This window comes from Brevibacterium sp. OS20, assembly GCF_056837565.1.
The window spans coordinates 2,850,568-2,869,766 of sequence record NZ_CM166367.1 but is presented as its reverse complement, the minus strand read 5'-3'; the positions used below and the strand labels follow the sequence as shown (position 1 = coordinate 2,869,766).

Annotated in this window: 20 protein-coding genes and 1 tRNA gene; 7 read left to right on the top strand and 14 right to left on the bottom strand. The window is 64.4% G+C overall.

Features of this window, described 5'->3' with window-relative positions; all coding sequences use genetic code 11:
* Positions 1-48: 48 nt before the first annotated feature.
* On the top strand, positions 49-1,326 hold the full coding sequence (locus ACVZTU_RS12870) for a class I SAM-dependent methyltransferase (RefSeq protein ID WP_376906732.1): 1,278 nt from the start codon (positions 49-51) through the stop codon (positions 1,324-1,326).
* A 56-nt stretch (positions 1,327-1,382) separates the two neighbouring features.
* Here the strand turns inward: ACVZTU_RS12870 and ACVZTU_RS12865 are convergent, their stop codons facing one another.
* Complete coding sequence (locus ACVZTU_RS12865) at positions 1,383-2,354, bottom strand: HAAS signaling domain-containing protein (RefSeq protein ID WP_376906733.1); 972 nt, start codon at positions 2,352-2,354, stop codon at positions 1,383-1,385.
* A complete protein-coding gene (locus tag ACVZTU_RS12860) occupies positions 2,351-2,698 on the bottom strand; it encodes a PadR family transcriptional regulator (RefSeq protein ID WP_259357762.1) in 348 nt (115 codons plus the stop codon). The genes ACVZTU_RS12865 and ACVZTU_RS12860 overlap by 4 nt, the downstream gene beginning before the upstream one ends.
* Before the next feature lie 175 nt (positions 2,699-2,873).
* Between ACVZTU_RS12860 and ACVZTU_RS12855 the strand changes: the two genes are divergently transcribed.
* Positions 2,874-3,494 (top strand): HAD-IA family hydrolase, encoded by a 621-nt coding sequence (locus ACVZTU_RS12855; protein ID WP_248283997.1) that lies wholly within the window; start codon positions 2,874-2,876, stop codon positions 3,492-3,494.
* Between the two features lie 401 nt (positions 3,495-3,895).
* Here the strand turns inward: ACVZTU_RS12855 and ACVZTU_RS12850 are convergent, their stop codons facing one another.
* On the bottom strand, positions 3,896-5,257 hold the full coding sequence (locus tag ACVZTU_RS12850) for an APC family permease (RefSeq protein ID WP_139468928.1): 1,362 nt from the start codon (positions 5,255-5,257) through the stop codon (positions 3,896-3,898).
* 15 nt (positions 5,258-5,272) lie between these two features.
* Positions 5,273-6,919 (bottom strand): amidohydrolase, encoded by a 1,647-nt coding sequence (locus ACVZTU_RS12845; protein WP_376906735.1) that lies wholly within the window; start codon positions 6,917-6,919, stop codon positions 5,273-5,275.
* A gap of 134 nt (positions 6,920-7,053) precedes the next feature.
* Between ACVZTU_RS12845 and ACVZTU_RS12840 the strand changes: the two genes are divergently transcribed.
* The 3 genes from ACVZTU_RS12840 to ACVZTU_RS12830 are packed head-to-tail and all read left to right on the top strand — an operon-like array spanning position 7,054 to position 8,827.
* Entirely contained in the window at positions 7,054-7,683 is a 630-nt protein-coding gene (locus ACVZTU_RS12840) for a TetR/AcrR family transcriptional regulator C-terminal domain-containing protein (RefSeq protein WP_172171111.1), read from the top strand.
* Complete coding sequence (locus ACVZTU_RS12835) at positions 7,680-8,201, top strand: ASCH domain-containing protein (protein ID WP_376906737.1); 522 nt, start codon at positions 7,680-7,682, stop codon at positions 8,199-8,201. Before ACVZTU_RS12840 ends, ACVZTU_RS12835 begins: the two co-directional genes overlap by 4 nt.
* Entirely contained in the window at positions 8,198-8,827 is a 630-nt protein-coding gene (locus ACVZTU_RS12830) for a maleylpyruvate isomerase family mycothiol-dependent enzyme (RefSeq protein ID WP_376906738.1), read from the top strand. Before ACVZTU_RS12835 ends, ACVZTU_RS12830 begins: the two co-directional genes overlap by 4 nt.
* A gap of 73 nt (positions 8,828-8,900) precedes the next feature.
* Here ACVZTU_RS12830 and ACVZTU_RS12825 read toward each other — a convergent pair whose 3' ends face one another.
* Positions 8,901-9,341, bottom strand: a complete 441-nt coding sequence (locus ACVZTU_RS12825) for an anthrone oxygenase family protein (protein ID WP_482400527.1) — start codon at positions 9,339-9,341, stop codon at positions 8,901-8,903.
* A gap of 114 nt (positions 9,342-9,455) precedes the next feature.
* Between ACVZTU_RS12825 and ACVZTU_RS12820 the strand changes: the two genes are divergently transcribed.
* The gene (locus tag ACVZTU_RS12820) at positions 9,456-10,103 is read left to right on the top strand and encodes a MerR family transcriptional regulator (protein ID WP_482400526.1); all 648 of its coding nucleotides are present in this window, start codon (positions 9,456-9,458) and stop codon (positions 10,101-10,103) included.
* On the opposite strand, the gene ACVZTU_RS12815 is transcribed toward ACVZTU_RS12820, so the two are convergent.
* The 9 genes from ACVZTU_RS12815 to ACVZTU_RS12775 all read right to left on the bottom strand — a co-directional run bounded on the left by ACVZTU_RS12815 (position 10,081) and on the right by ACVZTU_RS12775 (position 18,303).
* Positions 10,081-10,461 (bottom strand): hypothetical protein, encoded by a 381-nt coding sequence (locus ACVZTU_RS12815; RefSeq protein ID WP_248283994.1) that lies wholly within the window; start codon positions 10,459-10,461, stop codon positions 10,081-10,083. The two genes, ACVZTU_RS12820 and ACVZTU_RS12815, sit on opposite strands and share 23 nt — an antisense overlap.
* Complete coding sequence (locus ACVZTU_RS12810; RefSeq protein ID WP_139468923.1) at positions 10,458-10,922, bottom strand: GNAT family N-acetyltransferase; 465 nt, start codon at positions 10,920-10,922, stop codon at positions 10,458-10,460. The genes ACVZTU_RS12815 and ACVZTU_RS12810 overlap by 4 nt, the downstream gene beginning before the upstream one ends.
* Positions 10,923-11,052: 130 nt before the next feature.
* Positions 11,053-11,134: transfer RNA gene (locus tag ACVZTU_RS12805), tRNA-Leu, on the bottom strand.
* 136 nt (positions 11,135-11,270) lie between these two features.
* Positions 11,271-11,744, bottom strand: coding sequence for a thioredoxin-dependent thiol peroxidase (bcp, locus tag ACVZTU_RS12800; protein ID WP_101553572.1), 474 nt, complete (start codon positions 11,742-11,744; stop codon positions 11,271-11,273).
* Positions 11,745-11,883: 139 nt separating this feature from the next.
* Positions 11,884-13,653 (bottom strand): ATP-binding protein, encoded by a 1,770-nt coding sequence (locus ACVZTU_RS12795; RefSeq protein WP_482400525.1) that lies wholly within the window; start codon positions 13,651-13,653, stop codon positions 11,884-11,886.
* Between the two features lie 3 nt (positions 13,654-13,656).
* Entirely contained in the window at positions 13,657-15,402 is a 1,746-nt protein-coding gene (locus ACVZTU_RS12790) for a 5-oxoprolinase subunit B/C family protein (protein WP_482400524.1), read from the bottom strand.
* On the bottom strand, positions 15,399-16,214 hold the full coding sequence (locus tag ACVZTU_RS12785; protein WP_482400523.1) for a putative hydro-lyase: 816 nt from the start codon (positions 16,212-16,214) through the stop codon (positions 15,399-15,401). Before ACVZTU_RS12785 ends, ACVZTU_RS12790 begins: the two co-directional genes overlap by 4 nt.
* Positions 16,211-17,002: a LamB/YcsF family protein gene (locus ACVZTU_RS12780; protein ID WP_482400522.1), complete on the bottom strand. Its 792-nt coding sequence runs from the start codon at positions 17,000-17,002 to the stop codon at positions 16,211-16,213. The genes ACVZTU_RS12785 and ACVZTU_RS12780 overlap by 4 nt, the downstream gene beginning before the upstream one ends.
* Complete coding sequence (locus ACVZTU_RS12775; RefSeq protein WP_259357777.1) at positions 16,999-18,303, bottom strand: NRAMP family divalent metal transporter; 1,305 nt, start codon at positions 18,301-18,303, stop codon at positions 16,999-17,001. The genes ACVZTU_RS12780 and ACVZTU_RS12775 overlap by 4 nt, the downstream gene beginning before the upstream one ends.
* Positions 18,304-18,509: 206 nt before the next feature.
* Between ACVZTU_RS12775 and ACVZTU_RS12770 the strand changes: the two genes are divergently transcribed.
* Positions 18,510-19,148 carry a GntR family transcriptional regulator gene (locus tag ACVZTU_RS12770; RefSeq protein ID WP_139908521.1) on the top strand — a complete coding sequence of 213 codons (639 nt, stop codon included), beginning with the start codon at positions 18,510-18,512 and terminating at the stop codon, positions 19,146-19,148.
* The last annotated feature ends 51 nt before the right edge of the window (positions 19,149-19,199 follow it).

Genomic DNA, 19,199 nt, shown 5'->3' with positions numbered 1-19,199 from the left:
ACACCCTCAAGGAGGCGGCGACCGGTCCGCTCGGATTAGACTGATCGAATGTCCGCCTCCCTGCTGCCCTCTGACTCTGCCGCCGCCCACCGCAGCCGGGATCTGCTGGCGATATTCCCTCAGCTCAGTGACGTGCCCGGTCTGCCGCAGGCACGCATATTCATCGAATACGTCATAGGTCGCCGACTCGGAGTCCTCGACGTCTCGGGCCGGAACACCGAAGGCACCTTCGTGGCCGCCGAACTCTCAGCCGAGGTCCCCGAGAACCTCATCCTCGTCGACGATGCGCACGGTCTGCAGGCGACCCTGCTCGGCCGGCTGACGCAGGTATGCACATACAACGACCGGCTCGACGAGGCACGGACTTTGGCCGCAGCGGTCGAGTCCCTGGCCGGAGCCGGCGAATCCGCGGGAGTCGCCGGAGAGCCAGGTGCCGAAGCGGCCCCCGTGCTGGCGGTGAGCGAGCTCAATGAGATCGCGGGACTGGCCGAACTCGGCGTGGGGGAGACGTGGGCAGTCGTCAACGCTCCGAAGGCGATGAATGCGCTCACCGAGACGATCGCGGTACTGCAGCCGTTGGCGAGCACCATCATCGTCATCGGCCGCAGCGATGCGATGAGCCGTGGCGTCAACAAGGAGCTTGCCCGCGGCTTCGGCCGAGTCGATGTCTCGCCGGGGGTCGGCAAGCACCGGATGATCATCGGCAGCCGCCCCCTGTCCTCTCCGAGTCTGCCGGAATTCCCACGCCGCGGGGTGATCACCCATCGCGGTGTCGGTGAGCTCGAAGTCCGCGCTCATGGGGCCTGCTTCTCAGGGACGAAGAGCGATGAGGGCTCGGAGCTGCTCATCGACTCACTGCTGGGACTGCTCCCAGGTGGGGCGCCGGAGTCCGTGCTCGACCTCGGCTGCGGCAACGGCTGGCTGCTCACCGCGGCCATGCGGGCCTCGGGGGCGAATACGGGGCTCGGCGTCGATGTGTCGAAGGCGGCGGTCGCCTCGGCGAGGGCCACAGCGGAGGCGAACGGAGTCGGAGTCGATATCATCCTCGGTGACGCCGCGGATCCGGGAGAACCGGCGCTCGCGAACTTAGGCGAATTCGATGTCATCCTGCTCAATCCGCCGTTCCATCAGGGAACGGCCATCGAGACCGAGACGGCCGCGGCGCTCATGGCCACGGCCGCCGAGCATCTCGCGCCGGGCGGGCAGGTGCTCACGGTGTTCAATTCGCATCTGCGCTACCGGGATCGTCTCGAATCGATCATCGGACCGAGTCGGCAGCTGGCCCGGAACAAGAAGTTCACTGTCATCGCCAGCCGCCGCGACTGAAATCTCTCACCAGCTGTGCGATCGGGTCGGCAGGTGGCCGTCCCGATCGCACAACTTCACCGACGATTGCGGCGATAGATCCGCCAGGTGCTCACCTGGTCCCAGATCACGATGATCCAGATCGCGATGACCGTGATGATCTGCTGGAAGTCGGCGTTCGCGGTGTTCGTGAGCTCGGGGTGGAGGACCGGCTGAGTCAGCAGCGCGATGGTGAGGAAGACGGCCATGGCGATGTCGACGATCCCGCCGATGATGGCCACGGTCGGTTTCGCCGAGGCGGTCGTGAACTTGATGACCTCGACTGCGGCCATGAGCGCGAGGAACGCCCAGTAGCCGAGCAGCCAGCCGACGCCGAGGTCGGGGTTGACGAACGTCTCCCCATCGTTGAGGTGGCCGACGTAGAGCAGGGTTGTCGGGATGAACGGGATGGCTGCCAGGGCGACGATGAAGACCAGCCCGAGCCCCGCCTCGGCGCGGATCTGCTTGCTGTGCGAATCACGTCGGTCGAGATCATCGATCGTCCACGTGCCCGGTTTCCGCTTCCGGAGCGAATCGGCTGCTCCGCCGTCCCGGCCGGGATCGCCGAGGCCGATGATGATCGTGATGACCGCGAAGGCGGTCAGCAGGGCGATGACAGTGTTGCCGGCCGTCTTGCCGATGATCTCTCCGATCTGGACTCCGGGGGAGACGGCGATGGTGGTCACGATGTTTGTGAGCACGGCGAGCAGACCGACGATGGGCAGGACCCAACGCAGCGCCCAGATATAGAGCGGGTAGGAATTCGGGCCGATGAGGTGCTGCGGAGAGTTCGAGTACTCCCGCGACAGCGCGACGGGATCGCCGAGCTCTTCGAGGACTTCGCGTTCGACGGTCGCCGTGTGATCCGGGGACGAATCCGCATCCTCGCCAAGGCGGGCGTCGACCATGTCGTCGATCGTGGCGGTGATCTCGGCGGCGATGTCGGGCCGGGAGTCTTCGGGCAGGTGGCGGGTGACGTTGTCGACGTAGATTTCGGTGAGCGCACTCATGGTGTGCCGTCCTTCCAGAGCTTGGTGATGCTGGAGTTGAGTTCGAGCCAGTGGCGGTGCAGTGCGGCGGCGACTTCGGCGCCGCTGTCGGTGAGTGTGTAGTACTTGCGGGGGCGGGCTTGTTCGGTGTTCCAAACCGATGTGAGCAGGCCCTGTTTCTCGAGCCGCCGCAGGAGGGGGTAGAGGGTGTTGGCCTCGGTGGCGATGCCTGCTTCGGTCAGCGTCGTCAGCAGCGAGTAGCCGTACTGCGGCCGTCGACAGGCGACGAGGCTGGCGAAGACCACGGTGCCGCGTCGCAGCTCCTGTTCGTGGGTGGCCAGTGCCTTGTCTTCATCCTCGTTCATGCATCACACGATAGTGTGTGTCGCACACTATTACAAGAGGCGGGGTATTCTTTGCTGCGGCACGGCGCGCGGCACGGTTTAGGGTCAGCAGCTCACGTTGGAACATGGGCTATTCGCCTCAACCTGGGCTTTCCGGCACACGAGTAGCGCGAGCATCGGTAGGTAGTCTTGCCTCATGAGTTTGAGGAAGTGGGTGCTCTTCGATATCGGGGGAGTGCTGGAGGTCGTTGATGATGACACCTGGGGACAGCTTTTCGTTCGCCGGTGGCAGGAGCGCTCTGGATTCTCAGCGGAGGAGTATCGGGCGCGCATTCTGGCGGCGGACTTGCCGGTCATCGACCGTAGAGCGGACACGCGGGACGAGTACTGGTCGAAGCTGGGTCGAGCGCTCGAGATGGATTCGAACCTGATCGAGGCTATGCAGGCCGAGATGTGGCACGAATACTGCGGGAGTCTCAATACAGAGTTGTTTGAGTATGCAGCTGCGCTGCGGCCACGCGCCGGTGTGGCGATTCTGTCGAACTCAGTGGACGGGGCGCGGCGCGAGGAAGAACGGCGGTTCGGGTTCAGTGAAGTCTTTGACCCGATTCTCTACAGTCACGAGACCGGTCTGCTCAAGCCGGAACCGGAGGCCTATGAGAATGCGCTTGAGCGGATGGCTGCGGACGCCGGAGACGTGTTCTTCATTGATGACCACGAAGTCTGTGCTGAAGGCGCCCGTGCCGTCGGCATGGATGCGATCGTGCACCGTGACAATCGGTCGACGATTGATGAGATCGAGCAGTTTCTTCTTTAGGCGGCTTGACTGAACAGGAGTGAATGAAATGGCGAACAACAGTGCTTTGGCTGGTTTCATCCTCGGGCTGGCAGTGTCTGCTGGGGTGTTGATGCTGTTGTTTCCTGGGCTTCTTGAAGGGCCTGAGGCATGGCAGGTGTGGGTAGCTTGGATGGCTGCCGGATGTGCCATCGCCTGCGCGCTCGGGACGGTATTGTCTCGAGCCCGCGGGCGATGATCGAAGCGCATCCTCTTCAGGCTTTTGCCACGGATCCCGGCTGATCTGAATCGGCCGAGTCAACGGCGAGTTCGGAAAGCTGGGTGCGGAGGCCCTTTGTTGCCACGGCTGGGATGACGGCTCCGATGACGAGCCGGATCGTGTCGAGGGTGATCGCGTGCCCGTTGAGCCGAGTAGGTCAACGTCAGTCCGTCAGGTCGAGCATTGGTGTCGGCCGACGGAATCCCCGTGTGACGAAAGCGAGGTATCCGACTCCGAGAACCAGCCAGATGGCGCCGATGAGAAGAGTCCGCGGAGACAGGCTCGTCCACAGCCACAGGGTCAGACAGAACCCGATTCCCGGTAGAACGATCGAACTGAGAACAGCACGTGAACCGCGATTCTTCTCGTCGATGATGAAGTGCTTGATAACCGACAGATTCACTGCTGAGAACGCGATCAGAGCACCGAAGCTGACCATCTCCGATATGAATGCGAGGTCGACGGCGAGCGCAAGCAGAGAGACTGCGCCGACAGTCAGAGTTGCAATCGTGGGTGTGTGAAAGCGCGGTGACAAGCGGCCGAAGTAGCTTTTCGGGAGCACACCGTCGCGACCCATCGCGAAGAGAATGCGTGAGACTGATGCCTGCGAGGTCAGAGCCGAGCCGCATGCTCCGGCGACATAGGCGGCGGTGAAGAAGGCGGTGAGGAATTCGCCGCCGGCCGCCGCCATGACGTCAAGCGCACCTGAATCGACATCGGCGAACTGATTCGACGGGTAGACCAGCTGAGCCAGGTACGACAGAACAATGTAGATGAGGCCGCCGGTGACAGTGGCGATGACGATCGCGCGGGGAACTGCTCTCTTCGCGTCCTTGGCCTCCTCGGACAAAGTCGAGACCGCATCGAAGCCGAGGAAAGACAGACACAGAATCGCTGCGCCGGCCATGACATTGTCGAATCCGGGTGCAGAACCGTCACCAGTGAACGGCGCCGCTAGGTCGACAGAACCGGATCCGGTGAATGAGGCGATGCCGAGCGCAGCGAAGACAACGATGAAAATAGCTTGGGCAGCGATGATGACGATGTTGGCCCGTGCAACGGAGACGATTCCGATGACGTTGAGGACGGTGACGAGAACAATGGCAGAGACGACGAAGACCCAAGCCGGAATCATGGGGAATGCTGCGCTGAGGTAGATGCCGATGACCAGATAGTTGATCATCGGCAGGAACAGATAGTCGAGAAGCAGTGCCCAGCCGGCAACGAAGCCGATTCCTGCTCCGAAGCTCTTCTGCGTGTACGTGTATGCCGAACCGGCGAAAGGCATCGCGGCGGCCATCTTCGCGTATGACCTGGCGGTGAACACCATTGCCAGCAGGGTGATGACATATGCGGCTGGGACGCGGCCCCCGGTGACCTGGGTGACGATTCCGTAAGTCGTGAAGACTGTCAGCGGAACCATATAGACGAGGCCGAAGAAGACGAGTGAAGGCACTCCGAGCGCACGCTTCAGGTGGGTCTCGGCGGAGTCTTGAGTGGTGACACTGTGGTTGGAATGGGACATCATTGTCCTTTCGATTCAGTCCGCTGAGTAGACGGCCGCGCCGCGCAGGTATGTGCGGCGAACAGGGGCATCAGACAGTTCTTGGGGGAGAAGTGTTCGAGGATCCGAATCGAGAACGATGAAGTCGGCGCTCGCGCCCGGACGGATCACTCCCCACTCGTCGGGTCTTTGGTCTGCAAATGCTTGGTGGGCAACCGCAGCCGAATAAGCGTCGAGAGAGCGTTCGACGTCGAGGATCTCTTCGGGAGTCCACCCGCCGTCGGGCTCACCGTCATCGGTCTGTCTGCTCACGGCAACGGCGAGACCCTCGAGCGGCGCCCCTGAAGTGCAGGGCCAGTCCGAACCGAACGCAAGGTGCCCGCCGCTGTCGAGGACGCTGCGCATCCGATATTGCGCCACGGCGCGTTCTCTGCCGATCCGGGGGACGGTGAGTACTGTCATGAGGTCATCGAGCTGAGCCCACAAAGGCTGCATATTCGCGATGACGCCGAGTTCAGCAAAGCGGGACAGGTCGGCAGAGTCGATGATCTGGGCATGTGCGATCACCGGCCGTCGATCACGGGCTTCGTTGTTCCGGATTGTGTACTCGATGGCATCCAATGCTTGTCGAACGGCCGCGTCGCCGATGGCGTGGATGTGGATCTGAAAACCTGCCGCGTCGACTTCGCGAACCGCCTCTGCCAGCGAATCTCCTTCCCAGACTCGCATGCCGTGGTTGTGAAGGGAGGAGCAGTAGGGCTCGATGAGCGCACCGGTTTCGTTCTCGATGACTCCGTCGGCGAAGAACTTCACGGTCTGAGCGGTCAGGAACGGATCCGAAAGTTCCTCGATCCTTCGGCGCGCAGAAAGCATTTCGGGCAGCTGTTGCGTGAAGCGGCGGGGATCGGCGTAGAACGCGAGGTTGAATCGCAGTTTGAGCCGATCCTGCTGAGAGGCGGACGCATAGGTCTCGACATCGGCTGGCTCCACCCAAGCGTCCTGGACCCAAGTGACGCCTCGAGCCAGGTAATAGTCGGCTGCCCGATCGAGAGCGCGAAGTCGGACGGAATCGTGGTGTGGCGGACGAACGGCGTCGATCAGATCAATTGCACCCCATTCACGCAGAGTGCCCAGCGGTGAGCCGTCGTCTCGGCGAGGAATCTCGCCTATCTGCGGCTCCGGGGTTGCCGCGGTGATTCCCGCGAGTTCCAATGCTCGAGAATTGCACCACACGGTGTGGTAGTCCCAAGCGCGAAGGACGACCGGTCGGTCGGACACGGCTCTGTCAAGCCATTCGGCGTCGAAGAGGCCGTCGCGTACGAGGCTGCCGTCATATGAGGCACCAGTGATCCAGTCGTCGTCGGGATGAGCCTCGGCGTACCGTTTCACTTCAGCGATGATCTCTTCGACGCTCGTGCACGATCTCACCTGTGGGCCCTCTGCTTCCATGCCACCGAAGATCGGATGAGCATGGCCGTCGCCGAAGGACGGCATGAGGAACCCGCCGTCGAGATCGATGGACTCAAACTCTGCGCCGTCGTGGCTCGAAACTTGATCGAGGACGGCCGCCACCGCATGTGAACCAGAGGCAACGACAGTGCCATCTTGAACCACAAGGGAATCCTCAGTTTGGGCGCCGGCGCCCAACCAGATGGTGCCGTTGTGGAAGTGCTGTGTCGTCAAGACTGCCGTCCTCCTGTTCCATTGTTTGTGGCCGGCCGCACCGGCGTTTACACGAACAGTGTTCGTATGTGACTGGGAACACGATACACTGCTCGAAAGATGTAGGGAAGTGCGAAATTGAGAGCGAGCATTCTGTGAGATTGAATCAGGATCGGCTGGTTGATGCCGCGCTCGCGCTTGTCGACGACCTCGGCGAAGAGTCATTGTCGATGCGAACTCTGGCGGCTCGCGTCGACAGGCAGGTGTCCTCTCTGTACAACCATGTCTCCGGCCGAGGTGAACTCATCGAATTGATGCGCGCCCGTATTGTGGCTGGAATCGACGTTCAAGTATTTGCCGGGATTGAGGAATCGTCGGAGAGCGTGTCGTGGGACAGGGGGCTGGAACTGTGGGCCCGGTCGTATCTCAGGGCGTTTGCCGACCATCCGAATCTCATCCGGTTGCTGGCCACGACCTCGATTCGAGACCTCTCAACGTATGAAATGTATGACTCAGTGATCGGTGGACTTCGTCGAGGGGGATGGCCGCAGGGTCAGACCGTGGCGGTGATGCGGTCTGTCGAAGCCTATGTCCTCGGTTCCGCTCTGGACATCGTCGCTCCGGTCGACCTCATCACTCAAGAATCGGCCGGAGACAGATTTGCGGAGATTCGAGGTGCGCTGGATCCTCGATTCGGCGAGAACTCGTCAGCGGTGGCGTCCTTCGAGTTCGGGTTGACAAGCCTGATCCAAGGTCTGAAGCACCAGCTTGAGGCCGTGTCATGAGCCATGCGAAGAAGGTCGGCGCCGCACTCGACTCGTTCTGGGGGCGGGTCCGCGCCCGGAGCCCCGACCTGCCGGAAGCGATGCCTGAAGCATGGGCGTTCGGCGCGACTCCCGAGCATGCGGACGACCTCCTCGCTCTCGTGCTGGCTGGGACCAAGACGGGCACCGCCTCGGCGCTGTGGGACATCGAAGCCGATGACGAATCCGTACCCGAGGTGGGTGAACTGAGCATCATCCTCGACGGCCGAGGCCGGCCGAGAGCCCTCATCGAAACCACGGCGATCGACATCGTTCCGTTCTGCGAGGTGACCGCCGAGCATGCCCATTCGGAAGGGGAAGGCGACCGAACCCTGGCCGCTTGGCGCGAGATCCATGAGCGTTTTTGGCAAGAGCATGGCCGGCGCGGATTCGCGCCCGAGATGCCGGTCGTCTGCGAACGCTTCCGGTTGCTGTTCGACGTAGAAGACGAGGGGTGCGTCAGCGTCTCGGGCGACGAATCACAGGGGACGAGCAGATGATCGAAGCCGAATACTGGGACCTCATCCACACGGAACGCGCGCGCCTGGCCGATCTGCTCTCCACGCTCGAACCGGAGCAGTGGGCGCTCGCCACTCTGTGTGCAGACTGGACGGTCGAGCAGGTCGTCGCCCACCTGACAGCCGCAGCCAACACCGGGAAGTGGGCCTGGATCCGCAGCATCGTTCGGGCGGGATTCGATCCTGCCAAACACAATGCGCGACTGCTCGAGCGCCGCCTCGGTGGCTCACCTGAGGAGACCCTTGCGAAGTTCCACAGCTCGATCCCACTGACTATCGCGCCGACCAAAGACTTCCCGGCCTTCCTGGGTGAAGTCATCGTCCACGGCCAGGACATCGCACGACCACTGGAACTCGACCTGACCCCTGGCGCCGAGGCGACCGTCGAGGTGGCCCGATACTTCGCCTCTCAGGACTTCGCAGTGAACTCGAAGACCCTGGTCAAAGGGTTGAAGCTCAGTGCTGTCGACGCCGACTTCGAATCCGGAAGCGGGCCGGAGGTGACCGGTCGTGTCCTCGACCTCGTCCTGGCTATGGCCGGTCGACCGGAATCACTGACAGAGCTGACGGGCAGCGGAGTCACCGAACTCCGGCGACGGATGGACTGAAACCTCAGCGGTCAGAGTGCTGCGACGCGCGTGCCGGAACATCCCTGACGGCGAGATGAACGTTGACGGGTGCTCAGGCGAGTCCGACGGCTCCGACCGCCACCAGGACGAATCCGAGCAATTGCAGTGAAGCGCGCACGATCTGGAAGACGTCCCACCGTCTGCGCATGGCGATGAATCCCTCGGGGGCGGTCTCCTCGGTGATCCGTCCCGTCCGGGTGTTGATCGGGACGTTCCCGATGATCGTCACGACCAGAGCGACGCTGAGGCTGATTGCTGCCGAAACCAACCATGCGTTGGGCTCATCGATGGCAATGATGATGGCCAGCGCTGTCGCTGCGGTCATCCCCACCGGCATCACCCGGCCGAACGTCTTCAGCAGGCCCTTCTCCATGATGAGTTGATCGTCCGTCGCCAGTCGACGGATCACCGGATGGACCAGGGCGGCAGACCCGAACTCCGCTGAGCCGACGAAGCCGGTGACGAGGACTGCGGCCAATGCGAGTGCATCCATGATTCCTCCGCTTAATAGGTAGTTCGACTATCCATAATAGATAGTAGAGGTATCTGCTAGGGTCGAGCAAGATCAGTCACTGAACATTGCCGGCAGTGCCGGGAGGAGATGACGATGCAGGAATCAGCGGAGAAGTCGGGGATGCGGATGGCGGAGCTGTCCCGTCGTTCGGAGCTCAGCGTGCCGACCATCAAGTACTACCTTCGCGAAGGACTGCTCAAGCCGGGACGACGGACAAGCGTGAATCAAGCCGTGTATGATCGCACTCACCTCGAGCGGCTGCGCCTCATCCGGGCGCTGACGTCGGTGGCCGGACTGCCGTTGGCGAAGGCGCGAGCCGTCGTCGACGCGGTGAACGAGCCGTCCTCGGAAGTCGAAGCGATGGGCGTCACCCAGGACGCGCTCATCGGCGAGGCAGAGACGGACGATACAGCCGCCTCGGCGATACTCGACCGCGCGATCACCGCGCGAGGATGGCACTGCGCGACGTCATCACCGGCCTATCGGGCGGCTGTGAAGGCGGTTGCCATGTTGACTGCGGAGAACCTGACTCCGATCCTCGACCGACTCGACGCCTATGTCGAAGCCGCTGAAGACGTCGGTCGCACCGACCTCGACGCGATCGGCGACGCAGACAGTCTGGAGGAGCGGATCCGCGGAGTCGTCCTCGGCAGCGTGCTGCGCCGACCGCTGCTCGAGGCGCTGGTCCTGCTCGCACAGCAGCACTTCGCGCAGGACCTCACTCGCTCGGAAGAAAGCTGACGGGGAACAGCTCCGTCCTGGCGATGACTCGATCGCGTTCGGCGGCCTGCGCCCGACGTCGCGGATCCGACAGGTAGGAATCGAGAGCTTCCGTGGATTCGAACCGATAGAACTGCACCTCGTTGGGACGCCCCTGAGCCCCGTCGCTCTTGGCACGATTGACGACGCGCCCTCCGTGCTCGGAGATGAGCGCGAGAACACCGTTCTCGTAGGCTGTCAGTGCCTCAGCCCGTCCTTCGCGCGCCCACAGCAGGCAGCACAGAAGCACCTCGCGGTCATCACCGGCGTTCGCTGAGCTTGCCTGTTCTTCCGGCTCCACCGAGCTCGGCCTCTCCTCACTCGGCAACTCCGTGCTCACGACTCCGTCGGCTTCGCGTCGTAGGTGAGCCAGTTCGTCTTCGCTGCGACATCGTCATAGAGCACCTGAGCCTGAGCGTTGTCATCGGCGGTGATCCACCGGACCACCGAACAGCCTTCGGCCGCGGCGATCATCTGCAGCCGGGAGATCAATGCACGACCCACACCTCGGCCGCGCGCCTCGGGATCGGTGAAGAGATCGTCGAGCCAGATGCCGACGCTGCCTGTCGAGGGACGCGAGAAACGACGATAGTCGGCGATTCCGACGATCGATCCGTCCGCCTCGGCGACGAGTCCCTGGCACTCATGGGCGGAGTCGGTCAGCCACGACCACACGCGAGAGACGATCTCCTCGGAGGGCTCCAGTCGGTAGAACTCGCGGTAGGCGCGGAAGAGCTCCTTCCACCGGGCCTCGTCGGCAGGAGCGGTGGGGCGGATCGTCGGGGCCGGGGACGTCGTCATCTGCAGTCCTCTCACTAGGTTCGGTGCACCAATGACCACACTACGTTCTCCGCGTCTCTTCGCGTACAGAAGTGACGACAGAAAAGTCCCCGGCGCGGAAGCCTGTCGACTTCCGCGCCGGGGACCGCGGTACGCGAGAGGGGACTTGAACCCCTACGTCCGAAGACACTGGAACCTAAATCCAGCGCGTCTACCAATTCCGCCACTCGCGCTGAAGCGGCCACCCTCGCGGCCACAACGTCCTCAAGATTAGCAGGGGCGGCCCGAGTTGTTGAAAACTCGGACCGCCCCGATGCTCACGTTGAGCACGGGCAGTTCAGCCCGCCCGACGCTCAAGTTGCAGCAGACTCAGGCAGCGTCGATGCCGAGCTCCTTGCGCACGCGGGCGACGTGCCCGGTGGCCTTGACGTTGTACTGGGCGAGTTCGACCTTGCCCTCGGCATCGACGACGACGGTCGAGCGGATGACGCCCTGGACGACCTTGCCGTAGTTCTTCTTCTCGCCGAAGGCACCCCACTCGGTCATCATCGTCTTGTCCTCATCGGAGAGGAGGTCGAAGTTGAGACCTTCCTTCTCGATGAACTGCTGCAGCTTCTCCGGCTTGTCCGGGGAGATGCCGACGACGGCGATTCCGGCGGCCTTGAGTGCCGACAGCGAGTCCCGGAAATCGCAGGCCTCGGTCGTGCAGCCCGGGGTCATAGCGGCGGGGTAGAAGTACACGACGACCCGCTGACCTCGGAAATCGCTGAGGCTGACGGACTTCCCGTCCTGGTTGACGAGGGTGAACTCCGGGGCGGTGTCGCCGACCGACAGACGTGACATGAATGCTCCTCTTGATTGGGGTGGTCTCCATGATGGACAACCATTGCTGACCACCACTCTATTCCGTTGCCGAGCCCGATGCCTCGACCGATGCACGCAGTCACCTCGACCGATCCTTTCGCCGAGGCAGCCCGCCGTCTCAGTCGACCCGTGCGATGGCCTGCCCGACCGCCACGACGTCGCCGACCGCCGCGACCTGGCGCAGCGTTCCCGCGACCGGGGCTTCGACCCGGGTCTCCATCTTCATCGCCGAGAGCACAGCGACCTCGTCACCGGCCGCCACCTGCGCGCCGTCTTCGACGAGGAAGTCCACAAGGCTGCCCGGCACAGGAGCGGTGACATCCCCGGCACTCGCCGAGGCGGCTCCACCGTGTCCGGCGCCACCGGCCTCGCCGCCTTGACCCGTGCCGCCCTGACCGGTCCCACCGACCGAGCCGAGCGCAGCGAGCAGTCCGGCGGGCAGTCCGATCGTGGTGAGCTTCCCATCGATCTCGATCGACATCCGCTGCATCTCGCCATCGGCGACCGGCGCCGGGCGGTCCTGAGTCTCGAAGCGCGGCAGCAGCTCGGCCTCGATCCACTGCGTGTGGATGCCGTCGACACCGTCGACGCCGAGACCGGTGAACGCCTCATCGGTGAGGATCGCCAGGGAGCACGGCACCACCGTGGCCGGACCCTCGACATGGAGTTCCTTTGCCGCTGTCACGGTGCGCGCGATCGCCTGCTCACGGTCGGGACCGTGGACGATGAGCTTCGCGAAGAGGGAATCGAAGGCCGGCTGTACGGTGTCACCGGCACGCACACCGGAATCCCAGCGCACGCCGAGGCCCCCGGGCACGTCGAGGACATCGATGTGTCCCGGAGTCGGCAGGAAGCCGCGGCCGGGATCCTCGGCGTTGATGCGCAGCTCGATCGCATGACCGACCGGCTGCGGGGTCGACTCAAGCGACAGTCCCTGTCCGAAGGCGATGCGGAACTGTTCGGCGACGAGATCGACCCCTGAGGTCACCTCGGTGACGGGATGTTCGACCTGCAGTCGGGTGTTGACCTCGAGGAACGTCATGGTGCCATCGGCAGCGAGCAGGAACTCGACGGTGCCGGCACCGCGGTAGTCCACCTCGGCGCAGATGGCTTCGGCCGAACGGTGCAGGCGCTCACGCTGCTCATCCGTCAGTCCCGGGGCGGGTGCTTCCTCGATGAGCTTCTGATTGCGCCGCTGAGCGGAGCAGTCGCGGTCACCGACGGCCACGACCCGACCCTGACCGTCGCCGACGATCTGGACCTCGACATGGCGGGGACGCTCGAGGAACTTCTCGACGAAGCACTCGGGCCGACCGAAAGCCTCGACGGCCTCACGGGTCGCCGATTCGAAGGCACCGGCTACCTCGGACAGCTCGTGGACGATCTTCATTCCGCGTCCGCCGCCACCGTGGGCGGCTTTGATGATGATCGGCAGTCCCGCCTCGGCGGCGAAGGACTCGACCTCAGCCGCGTTCTCGAGGGGACGGTCGATGCCCGGTGCCAGGGGAGCGCCGACCTTCTGCGCGAGCTGACGGGCCGTGACCTTGTCGCCGAGGGCCGTGATCGTGTCCGCGGTCGGACCGATCCAGATGAGGCCGGCGGCTTCGACGGCGGCGGCGAAATCGGCGTTCTCGGACAGGAATCCGTACCCGGGGTGGACGGCATCGGCACCGGCGGACTTCGCTGCGGAGAGGATCGCATCGATGTTGAGGTACGTGTCACCCGCTGTCGTCCCAGGCAGAGCGAACGCTTCGTCTGCGAACCGGGCATGCATGGCGTCGGCGTCCTGATCAGCGTAGACAGCCACCGAAGTGTGCCCGTGCTGGGCGCAGGCACGGATGATGCGGACAGCGATCTCGCCGCGGTTGGCGATGAGGATTCTCGACATTGTTCAGCCTTCGTTCTCGTTGGTGCGGGATTCTGCTGCGGTGCGGGACGCCTCGGCTGGGTGGGCGTTCGACGTCGGTCGGGCAGAGGTGGTGAAGCGCAGCTTCACGCCGGGAGGCAGCTGCGCGGCGAGGTCGACATCATCGACGCTGGCGATGATCGGATAGCCGCCGGTGAGCGGGTGGTCGGGTCCGAAGAGCACCGGCTGACCGTTCGGCGGAACCTGCAGGGCACCGGTGACCGCGCCTTCGCTGGGCAGCTCTCCGGTGCGGGCACGTTCGAGTGGAACCTCACCGTTCAGGCGCAGTCCGACCCGGTCGGATTCGTGGGTGACCGTCCACTCCTGTGACAGCAGAGTCTCGATCCCGGCCTCGGTGAACCAATCCTCACGCGGTCCCAGCGTCACGCTCAGCGTCACGGTCTCACCCGCCTGCGGAAGATCCCTTGGCTGCGTGGGATTGGGATCGACGAGGTGGGGCGCCGTCCGCGGATCGTGCACTCCCACCGTGGTGCCTTTGTCCACAGCGGCCGGACCGAGCCCGGCCAGGGTGTCGGCGGAGCTGCTGTCGAGAGCCGTCTCGACAGCGATTCCACCGCGCACGGCGAGGTAGCGGCGGACTCCGCGCTCGGTTGGTCCGAGCTCGAGTTCGTCCCCGTCGGCCAGGGCAAAGGCCTCGCCGAGGCGGGGCGTGAGGACCGTGCCATCGGCAGCGGTCACGGTGATCGCTCCGGCGGCCCCGGTGACAGCGGCGACGCCGTCTCCCGTGGAACGCAGGAGCACTGCGCCCCCGAAGCTCTCCAACCCGGCAGCGGTCTCAGCATTTCCGACAAGACGGTTGGCGGTGGTCAACGCGGTGCGGTCGGCGGCACCGGCGGCGGAGACTCCCATCGAAGCGAAACCGGGGCGACCGAGATCCTGGACGAGCAGCTGCAGCCCGGGACGCAGCACCTCGAGGGAGTGGGTGGCAGCAGTCGCCGAATCGGACGCCGAGTCCGCTGCTGAATCCACCGCAGAATCCGACGCCGCACCTGGCGAACCTGAGAAATCTGACGAACCCGAGAAACCTGACGAACCTGACCCCGCACTCGAGCTCGCGACCTCCACGGTCTCGCGCCCCGCCTCGGCGAATTTCACGATCGTGCCGGGTACGAACAGGGCCGGTGGTTCCCGGTCCAGGTCCCACAGCTTCGCGTCGGTGCGTCCGATGAGCTGCCAGCCGCCGGGGGAGGAGCGGGGGTAGACGCCGGTGAACTCGCCGGCCAATGCCACCGATCCCACGGGCACTCGCGTGCGTGGGGACGAGCGGCGGGGAACGTTGAAGAGTTCGTCGTCGCCGGCGAGGTAGCCGAAGCCGGGGGCGAACCCGGCGAACGCGACCTGCCAGGTTGCGGCCTGGTGGCGTTTGATCACCTCGGCGGGGGAGACGGAGAGGAGGTCGGCCACCTCGGCGAGGTCGTCCCCGTCGTAGTGGACATCGATCGTCACCTCACGGGCCGCATCCGAGGCCGACTCGGTGTGCCCGAGCCCGCGCACTGCCTCGGCGAGGATCTCGGCGTTCGTGCGTGCGGGATCAAAACTGATCAGCACTGTTCGGGCGGCGGGGATGAGTTCGGTGACGCCGGGCAGATCAGCGGCTTCAAGACTGTGGTGCAGGGCCATCGTCGTGCCCAGGTCCGCGCATTCGACGAGGAGGTGGCGCGTGGAGGCGGTGTGGAAGGTCAGGGAGTCGGCCGGAGGTGTCGAGGTCATTGGCGGTAGGTGTCTTCCGGTTCGTCAGTGATGAACATCTTCCCAGGTGAGTGGGTGATCGCGAAGGGGATTCCCGACGCCTGGATGGCTGCCTGTGGAGTGACTCCGCAGGCCCAGAAGACGGGAATGTCGCCGTCTTCGATGGCCGGAGCATCACCGAAATCCGGGGCGCCGAGGTCATCGATGCCGATCTGGGAGGGTTCGCCGATGTGGATCGGTGCACCGTGGACGGCGGGGAAGCGGTCGGTGATGCGCACTGCCTCGGCGACCTGGGAGGCCGGGATCGGGCGCATGGACACGACCATGTCTCCGCTGATCCGGCCGGTGGGACGGCAGGCCGTCGACGTGCGGTACATCGGCACGTTGCGACCGGCCTCCTGGTGGCGGATCGGGATGCCCGCTTCGGTCAGGCCGTTTTCGAAGGTGAATGAGCAGCCGATGAGGAAGGAAACGAGGTCCGGATGCTGCTCCCAGACTGAAGTGGCGTCGGTGACCTCGTCGGTCAGGGCGCCGTTCTCCCAGATCCGGTAGCCGGGAATGTCCGTGCGGATATCGCTGCCGGGGGCGAGTGCGGATGCCAGCTGTCCGGGTTCGAGGACGTCGACGACCGGGCACGGCTTCGGGTTGCGCTGGGTGAAGAGGAGAACGTCGAAGGCCCAGTCCGCGGGGACGGAGATGAGGTTCGCCTGGACGAGTCCCGGTGCCATCCCCGAGGTGGGACCGTCGAATCCTGCCCGGATGCGTGCGCGGGCTTCCGCACCCGCAGCCCGCATCGTGTCCATGGCAGATGTGCTGGTGGTGGCAGTGTTCATCGTCCGGCTCCGGCGAAGGCGGCGATCGTGACGCCTTCGGATTCGAGGAGATCACGGGCGGCCCGGGCCATGTCGATGGATCCCTGGCTGTCGCCGTGGAAGCAGATGGACTGCGCGTCGACGTCGACGAGGGTGCCGTCGACGGCTTCGACCTGCCCGGTCTGGACGAGGCGCAGGACGCGGGCGGCCACGGCCTCTGGGTCGTGGAGGACAGCGTTCGGCTCCGACCGGGAGACCAGGGAGCCGTCGGGGTTGTAGGACCGGTCGGCGAAGGCCTCGGCGGCGACGGTCAGCCCGGCTTCGGCGGCGACGCGGTTGGCCACGCTGCCGGCGAGTCCGAGGAAGACCAACGAGTCGTCGATGGCTGTGATCGCGTCGACGACGACCTTCGCCTGTGCCTCATCATGGACGATCGCGTTGTAGAGACCGCCGTGGGGTTTGACGTAGGAGACGGTTCCGCCGACGGCTGTGGTCAGGCCGATGAGCGCGCCGATCTGGTATTCGACCTGGGCCTGCAGAGTGGCGGCGGGCACGTCGAGGGCGCGGCGGCCGAAGCCCTCGTAGTCGTCGTATCCGGGGTGGGCCCCGATGACGACACCTTCCTTCGTGGCGGCGTCGACGGTGGCGCGGATGCCTTCCGGGTTGCCGGCATGGAACCCGCAGGAGACGTTGGCGCTGGTGACGAGGCCGAGCATGGCGGCATCGTCGCTGACGACACGGTCGGGGACGTTCTCCCCGAGGTCAGAGTTGAGGTCGATTCTCAGTTCGCTGTTGACAGACAATGTCACCCTCCGATTCCGATCATGGCGAAGATGGGGCCGATGGACTGTGTGGCCGTGTACCACGTGACCAGTGTTGCCGCGGTGCCGATGATGAGCAACCACTTCGGGTACGAATCAGCGCGCAGCAGGCGCGGCCTGAACCAGCCGATGTACATGAAGATCGTCAGACCGATCGGCAGGATAAGCCCGTTGAAGCCGCCGACGAAGACGAGCAGTGTGGCAGGTGCCGTGCCGAGGACGAGGTAGACGACGAGCGAGACGACGATGAAGGACACCGTCGCCAGCTGCAGCGGCCAGCCGCCTTCGAGGCGTTTGGAGAACGCCGAGAGGAACGTCGCCGAGGTGTAGGCGGCGCCGATGACCGAGCTCAGAGCCGCGGCCCAGAAGATCGCGCCGAAGATGCGCATTCCCGCATCGCCGAGGACTGCGGCGAAGGCCTGACCGGCGGGGTTGGCCACGCTCGAGTCGAGGTCGAGAGCGACGCCGGAGGCGACGACGCCGAGGATGGCGAGGAAGAGGACGTAGCGCATGACACCGGTGACGAGGATCCCCGACAGAGCCGAGCGCATGACAGAACCGGCATTCTCCGGGCCGGTCTTGCCCGAGTCGAGATAGCGGTGGGCACCGGAGTAGGTGATGTAGCCGCCGACGGTGCCGCCGACGATCGTCGTCACGGTGGCGAAGTTGATGGTGTCGGGCACGAACGACTGTTTGATCGCCTCACCGACCGGCGGGTTCGAGACGATGGCGACGACACAGGTGAGGATGATCATTCCGACGCCGAGGACGAGGACGACGGCGTCGACGACCTTTCCGGCGCGTTTGAACAGGAAGATGCCGATCGCCAGGACGCCGGTGAGCAGTCCGCCGAGCTTCGGGTCGATGCCCAGCAGCGCATTGAGGCCGAGGCCGCCACCGGCGATATTGCCGATATTGAAGGCCAGTCCGCCGACGACGATCAGGACGGACAGGAGGATGCCCGAACCCGGCACGGCCGAGGAGGCCAGCTGGGCTGCGCGTTTGCCCGAGGAGGTCACCATCCGCCAGATATTGAGCTGGATGGCGATGTCGATGAGGATCGACGCGAAGATCGCGAAGGCGAAGGCCGCACCCATCTGAGCCGTGAATGTGGCTGTCTGGGTGATGAAGCCCGGACCGATCGCCGAGGTGGCCATGAGGAAGATGGCGCCGATGATCGCGCTGCGGCTGATCTTGGATCCGATTTCGCTCTTGGCATTGTCAAGGCCCGAGGCGGCCCCATCCGTAGAAGAGGATTCCGGCGGTTGGGATTCCGGTGCGTGTGACATGGGAGTCTCCGACTGTCTGGTGGTCAATTGTTCCTTCGTGTGCGCCGATGGGGTGAGAACAGCGATGTCTGTGTCCTGGCACACGTGAAGTGGTAAACAATCTAGCACTCATTGTTCAACAAACATAGACGGGGGTCACACTTTTCTTAGTCGCTTTGTCGACGGACGGATGGGAGTTCGGGGTGCTGTTTCAGTAGGATGGAGAGGTGAATCACGATTCGTCCCTGGTCAACAGGCTCACTGACCGCCTCATCGCTGGAGAGCTGCGCCCCGGTGAGCGGCTGTCCGAAACCGCGCTGGCGAAGGAATTCGATGTTTCGCGCAATACTCTGCGTGAGGCGTTCCGGGTCCTCGGGGAGCAGGGCCTGGTCACGCATATCCCGCACCGAGGCGTCTCAGTGGCGTCACCGAGCACCGCCGATGTCGTCGACATCTACCGGGTGCGCCATCATGTCGAGTGCTCGGTGCTCGAGCACGCTCCGCGCAATCACCCGAACGCCGTGAGGATGGAGGCGGCCGTCGAAGCCGCCGAGAAGTTCGCTGCCGAAGAGAACTGGCTGGAGGTCGGCACGGCGAACATGGAGTTCCACAATGCCGTCGTCTCGCTCTCGGACAGCAGGCGGCTGATGCAGTCGTTCTCCAATGTGCTCGCCGAGCTGCGGCTGGCCTTCCTCAAGGTCGAGGTCCTCGACTTCCTCCATGCGCCGTTCATCGGCCGCAACAAGGAAGTCGTCGAGATCTATCGCACGGAGGGGCCGGTGGCTGCGGCGAAGATCCTCGGCGCCTACCTCGGTGATTCCGAGCGCCAGGTGCTCGGCGCCTACGCCCGCGCCGGCCAGGACTGAGCCGCGGGGCGGCAAGCCGTACGCCATGAGCGGCCCGGCCGGAATCCCGCA

What these genes read in the sequence shown, in the direction of transcription:
- ACVZTU_RS12810 (WP_139468923.1), bottom strand. Translation starts at nt 10,922, where the DNA reads ATGACGACGTCCCCGGCCCCGACGATCCGCCCCACCGCTCCTGCCGAC.
- ACVZTU_RS12860 (WP_259357762.1), bottom strand. Translation starts at nt 2,698, where the DNA reads ATGAACGAGGATGAAGACAAGGCACTGGCCACCCACGAACAGGAGCTG.
- ACVZTU_RS12835 (WP_376906737.1), top strand. Translation starts at nt 7,680, where the DNA reads ATGAGCCATGCGAAGAAGGTCGGCGCCGCACTCGACTCGTTCTGGGGG.
- ACVZTU_RS12825 (WP_482400527.1), bottom strand. Translation starts at nt 9,341, where the DNA reads ATGGATGCACTCGCATTGGCCGCAGTCCTCGTCACCGGCTTCGTCGGC.
- ACVZTU_RS12790 (WP_482400524.1), bottom strand. Translation starts at nt 15,402, where the DNA reads ATGACCTCGACACCTCCGGCCGACTCCCTGACCTTCCACACCGCCTCC.
- ACVZTU_RS12785 (WP_482400523.1), bottom strand. Translation starts at nt 16,214, where the DNA reads ATGAACACTGCCACCACCAGCACATCTGCCATGGACACGATGCGGGCT.
- ACVZTU_RS12775 (WP_259357777.1), bottom strand. Translation starts at nt 18,303, where the DNA reads ATGTCACACGCACCGGAATCCCAACCGCCGGAATCCTCTTCTACGGAT.
- ACVZTU_RS12830 (WP_376906738.1), top strand. Translation starts at nt 8,198, where the DNA reads ATGATCGAAGCCGAATACTGGGACCTCATCCACACGGAACGCGCGCGC.
- ACVZTU_RS12795 (WP_482400525.1), bottom strand. Translation starts at nt 13,653, where the DNA reads ATGTCGAGAATCCTCATCGCCAACCGCGGCGAGATCGCTGTCCGCATC.
- ACVZTU_RS12855 (WP_248283997.1), top strand. Translation starts at nt 2,874, where the DNA reads ATGAGTTTGAGGAAGTGGGTGCTCTTCGATATCGGGGGAGTGCTGGAG.
- ACVZTU_RS12870 (WP_376906732.1), top strand. Translation starts at nt 49, where the DNA reads ATGTCCGCCTCCCTGCTGCCCTCTGACTCTGCCGCCGCCCACCGCAGC.
- ACVZTU_RS12865 (WP_376906733.1), bottom strand. Translation starts at nt 2,354, where the DNA reads ATGAGTGCGCTCACCGAAATCTACGTCGACAACGTCACCCGCCACCTG.
- ACVZTU_RS12850 (WP_139468928.1), bottom strand. Translation starts at nt 5,257, where the DNA reads ATGTCCCATTCCAACCACAGTGTCACCACTCAAGACTCCGCCGAGACC.
- ACVZTU_RS12820 (WP_482400526.1), top strand. Translation starts at nt 9,456, where the DNA reads ATGCAGGAATCAGCGGAGAAGTCGGGGATGCGGATGGCGGAGCTGTCC.
- bcp (WP_101553572.1), bottom strand. Translation starts at nt 11,744, where the DNA reads ATGTCACGTCTGTCGGTCGGCGACACCGCCCCGGAGTTCACCCTCGTC.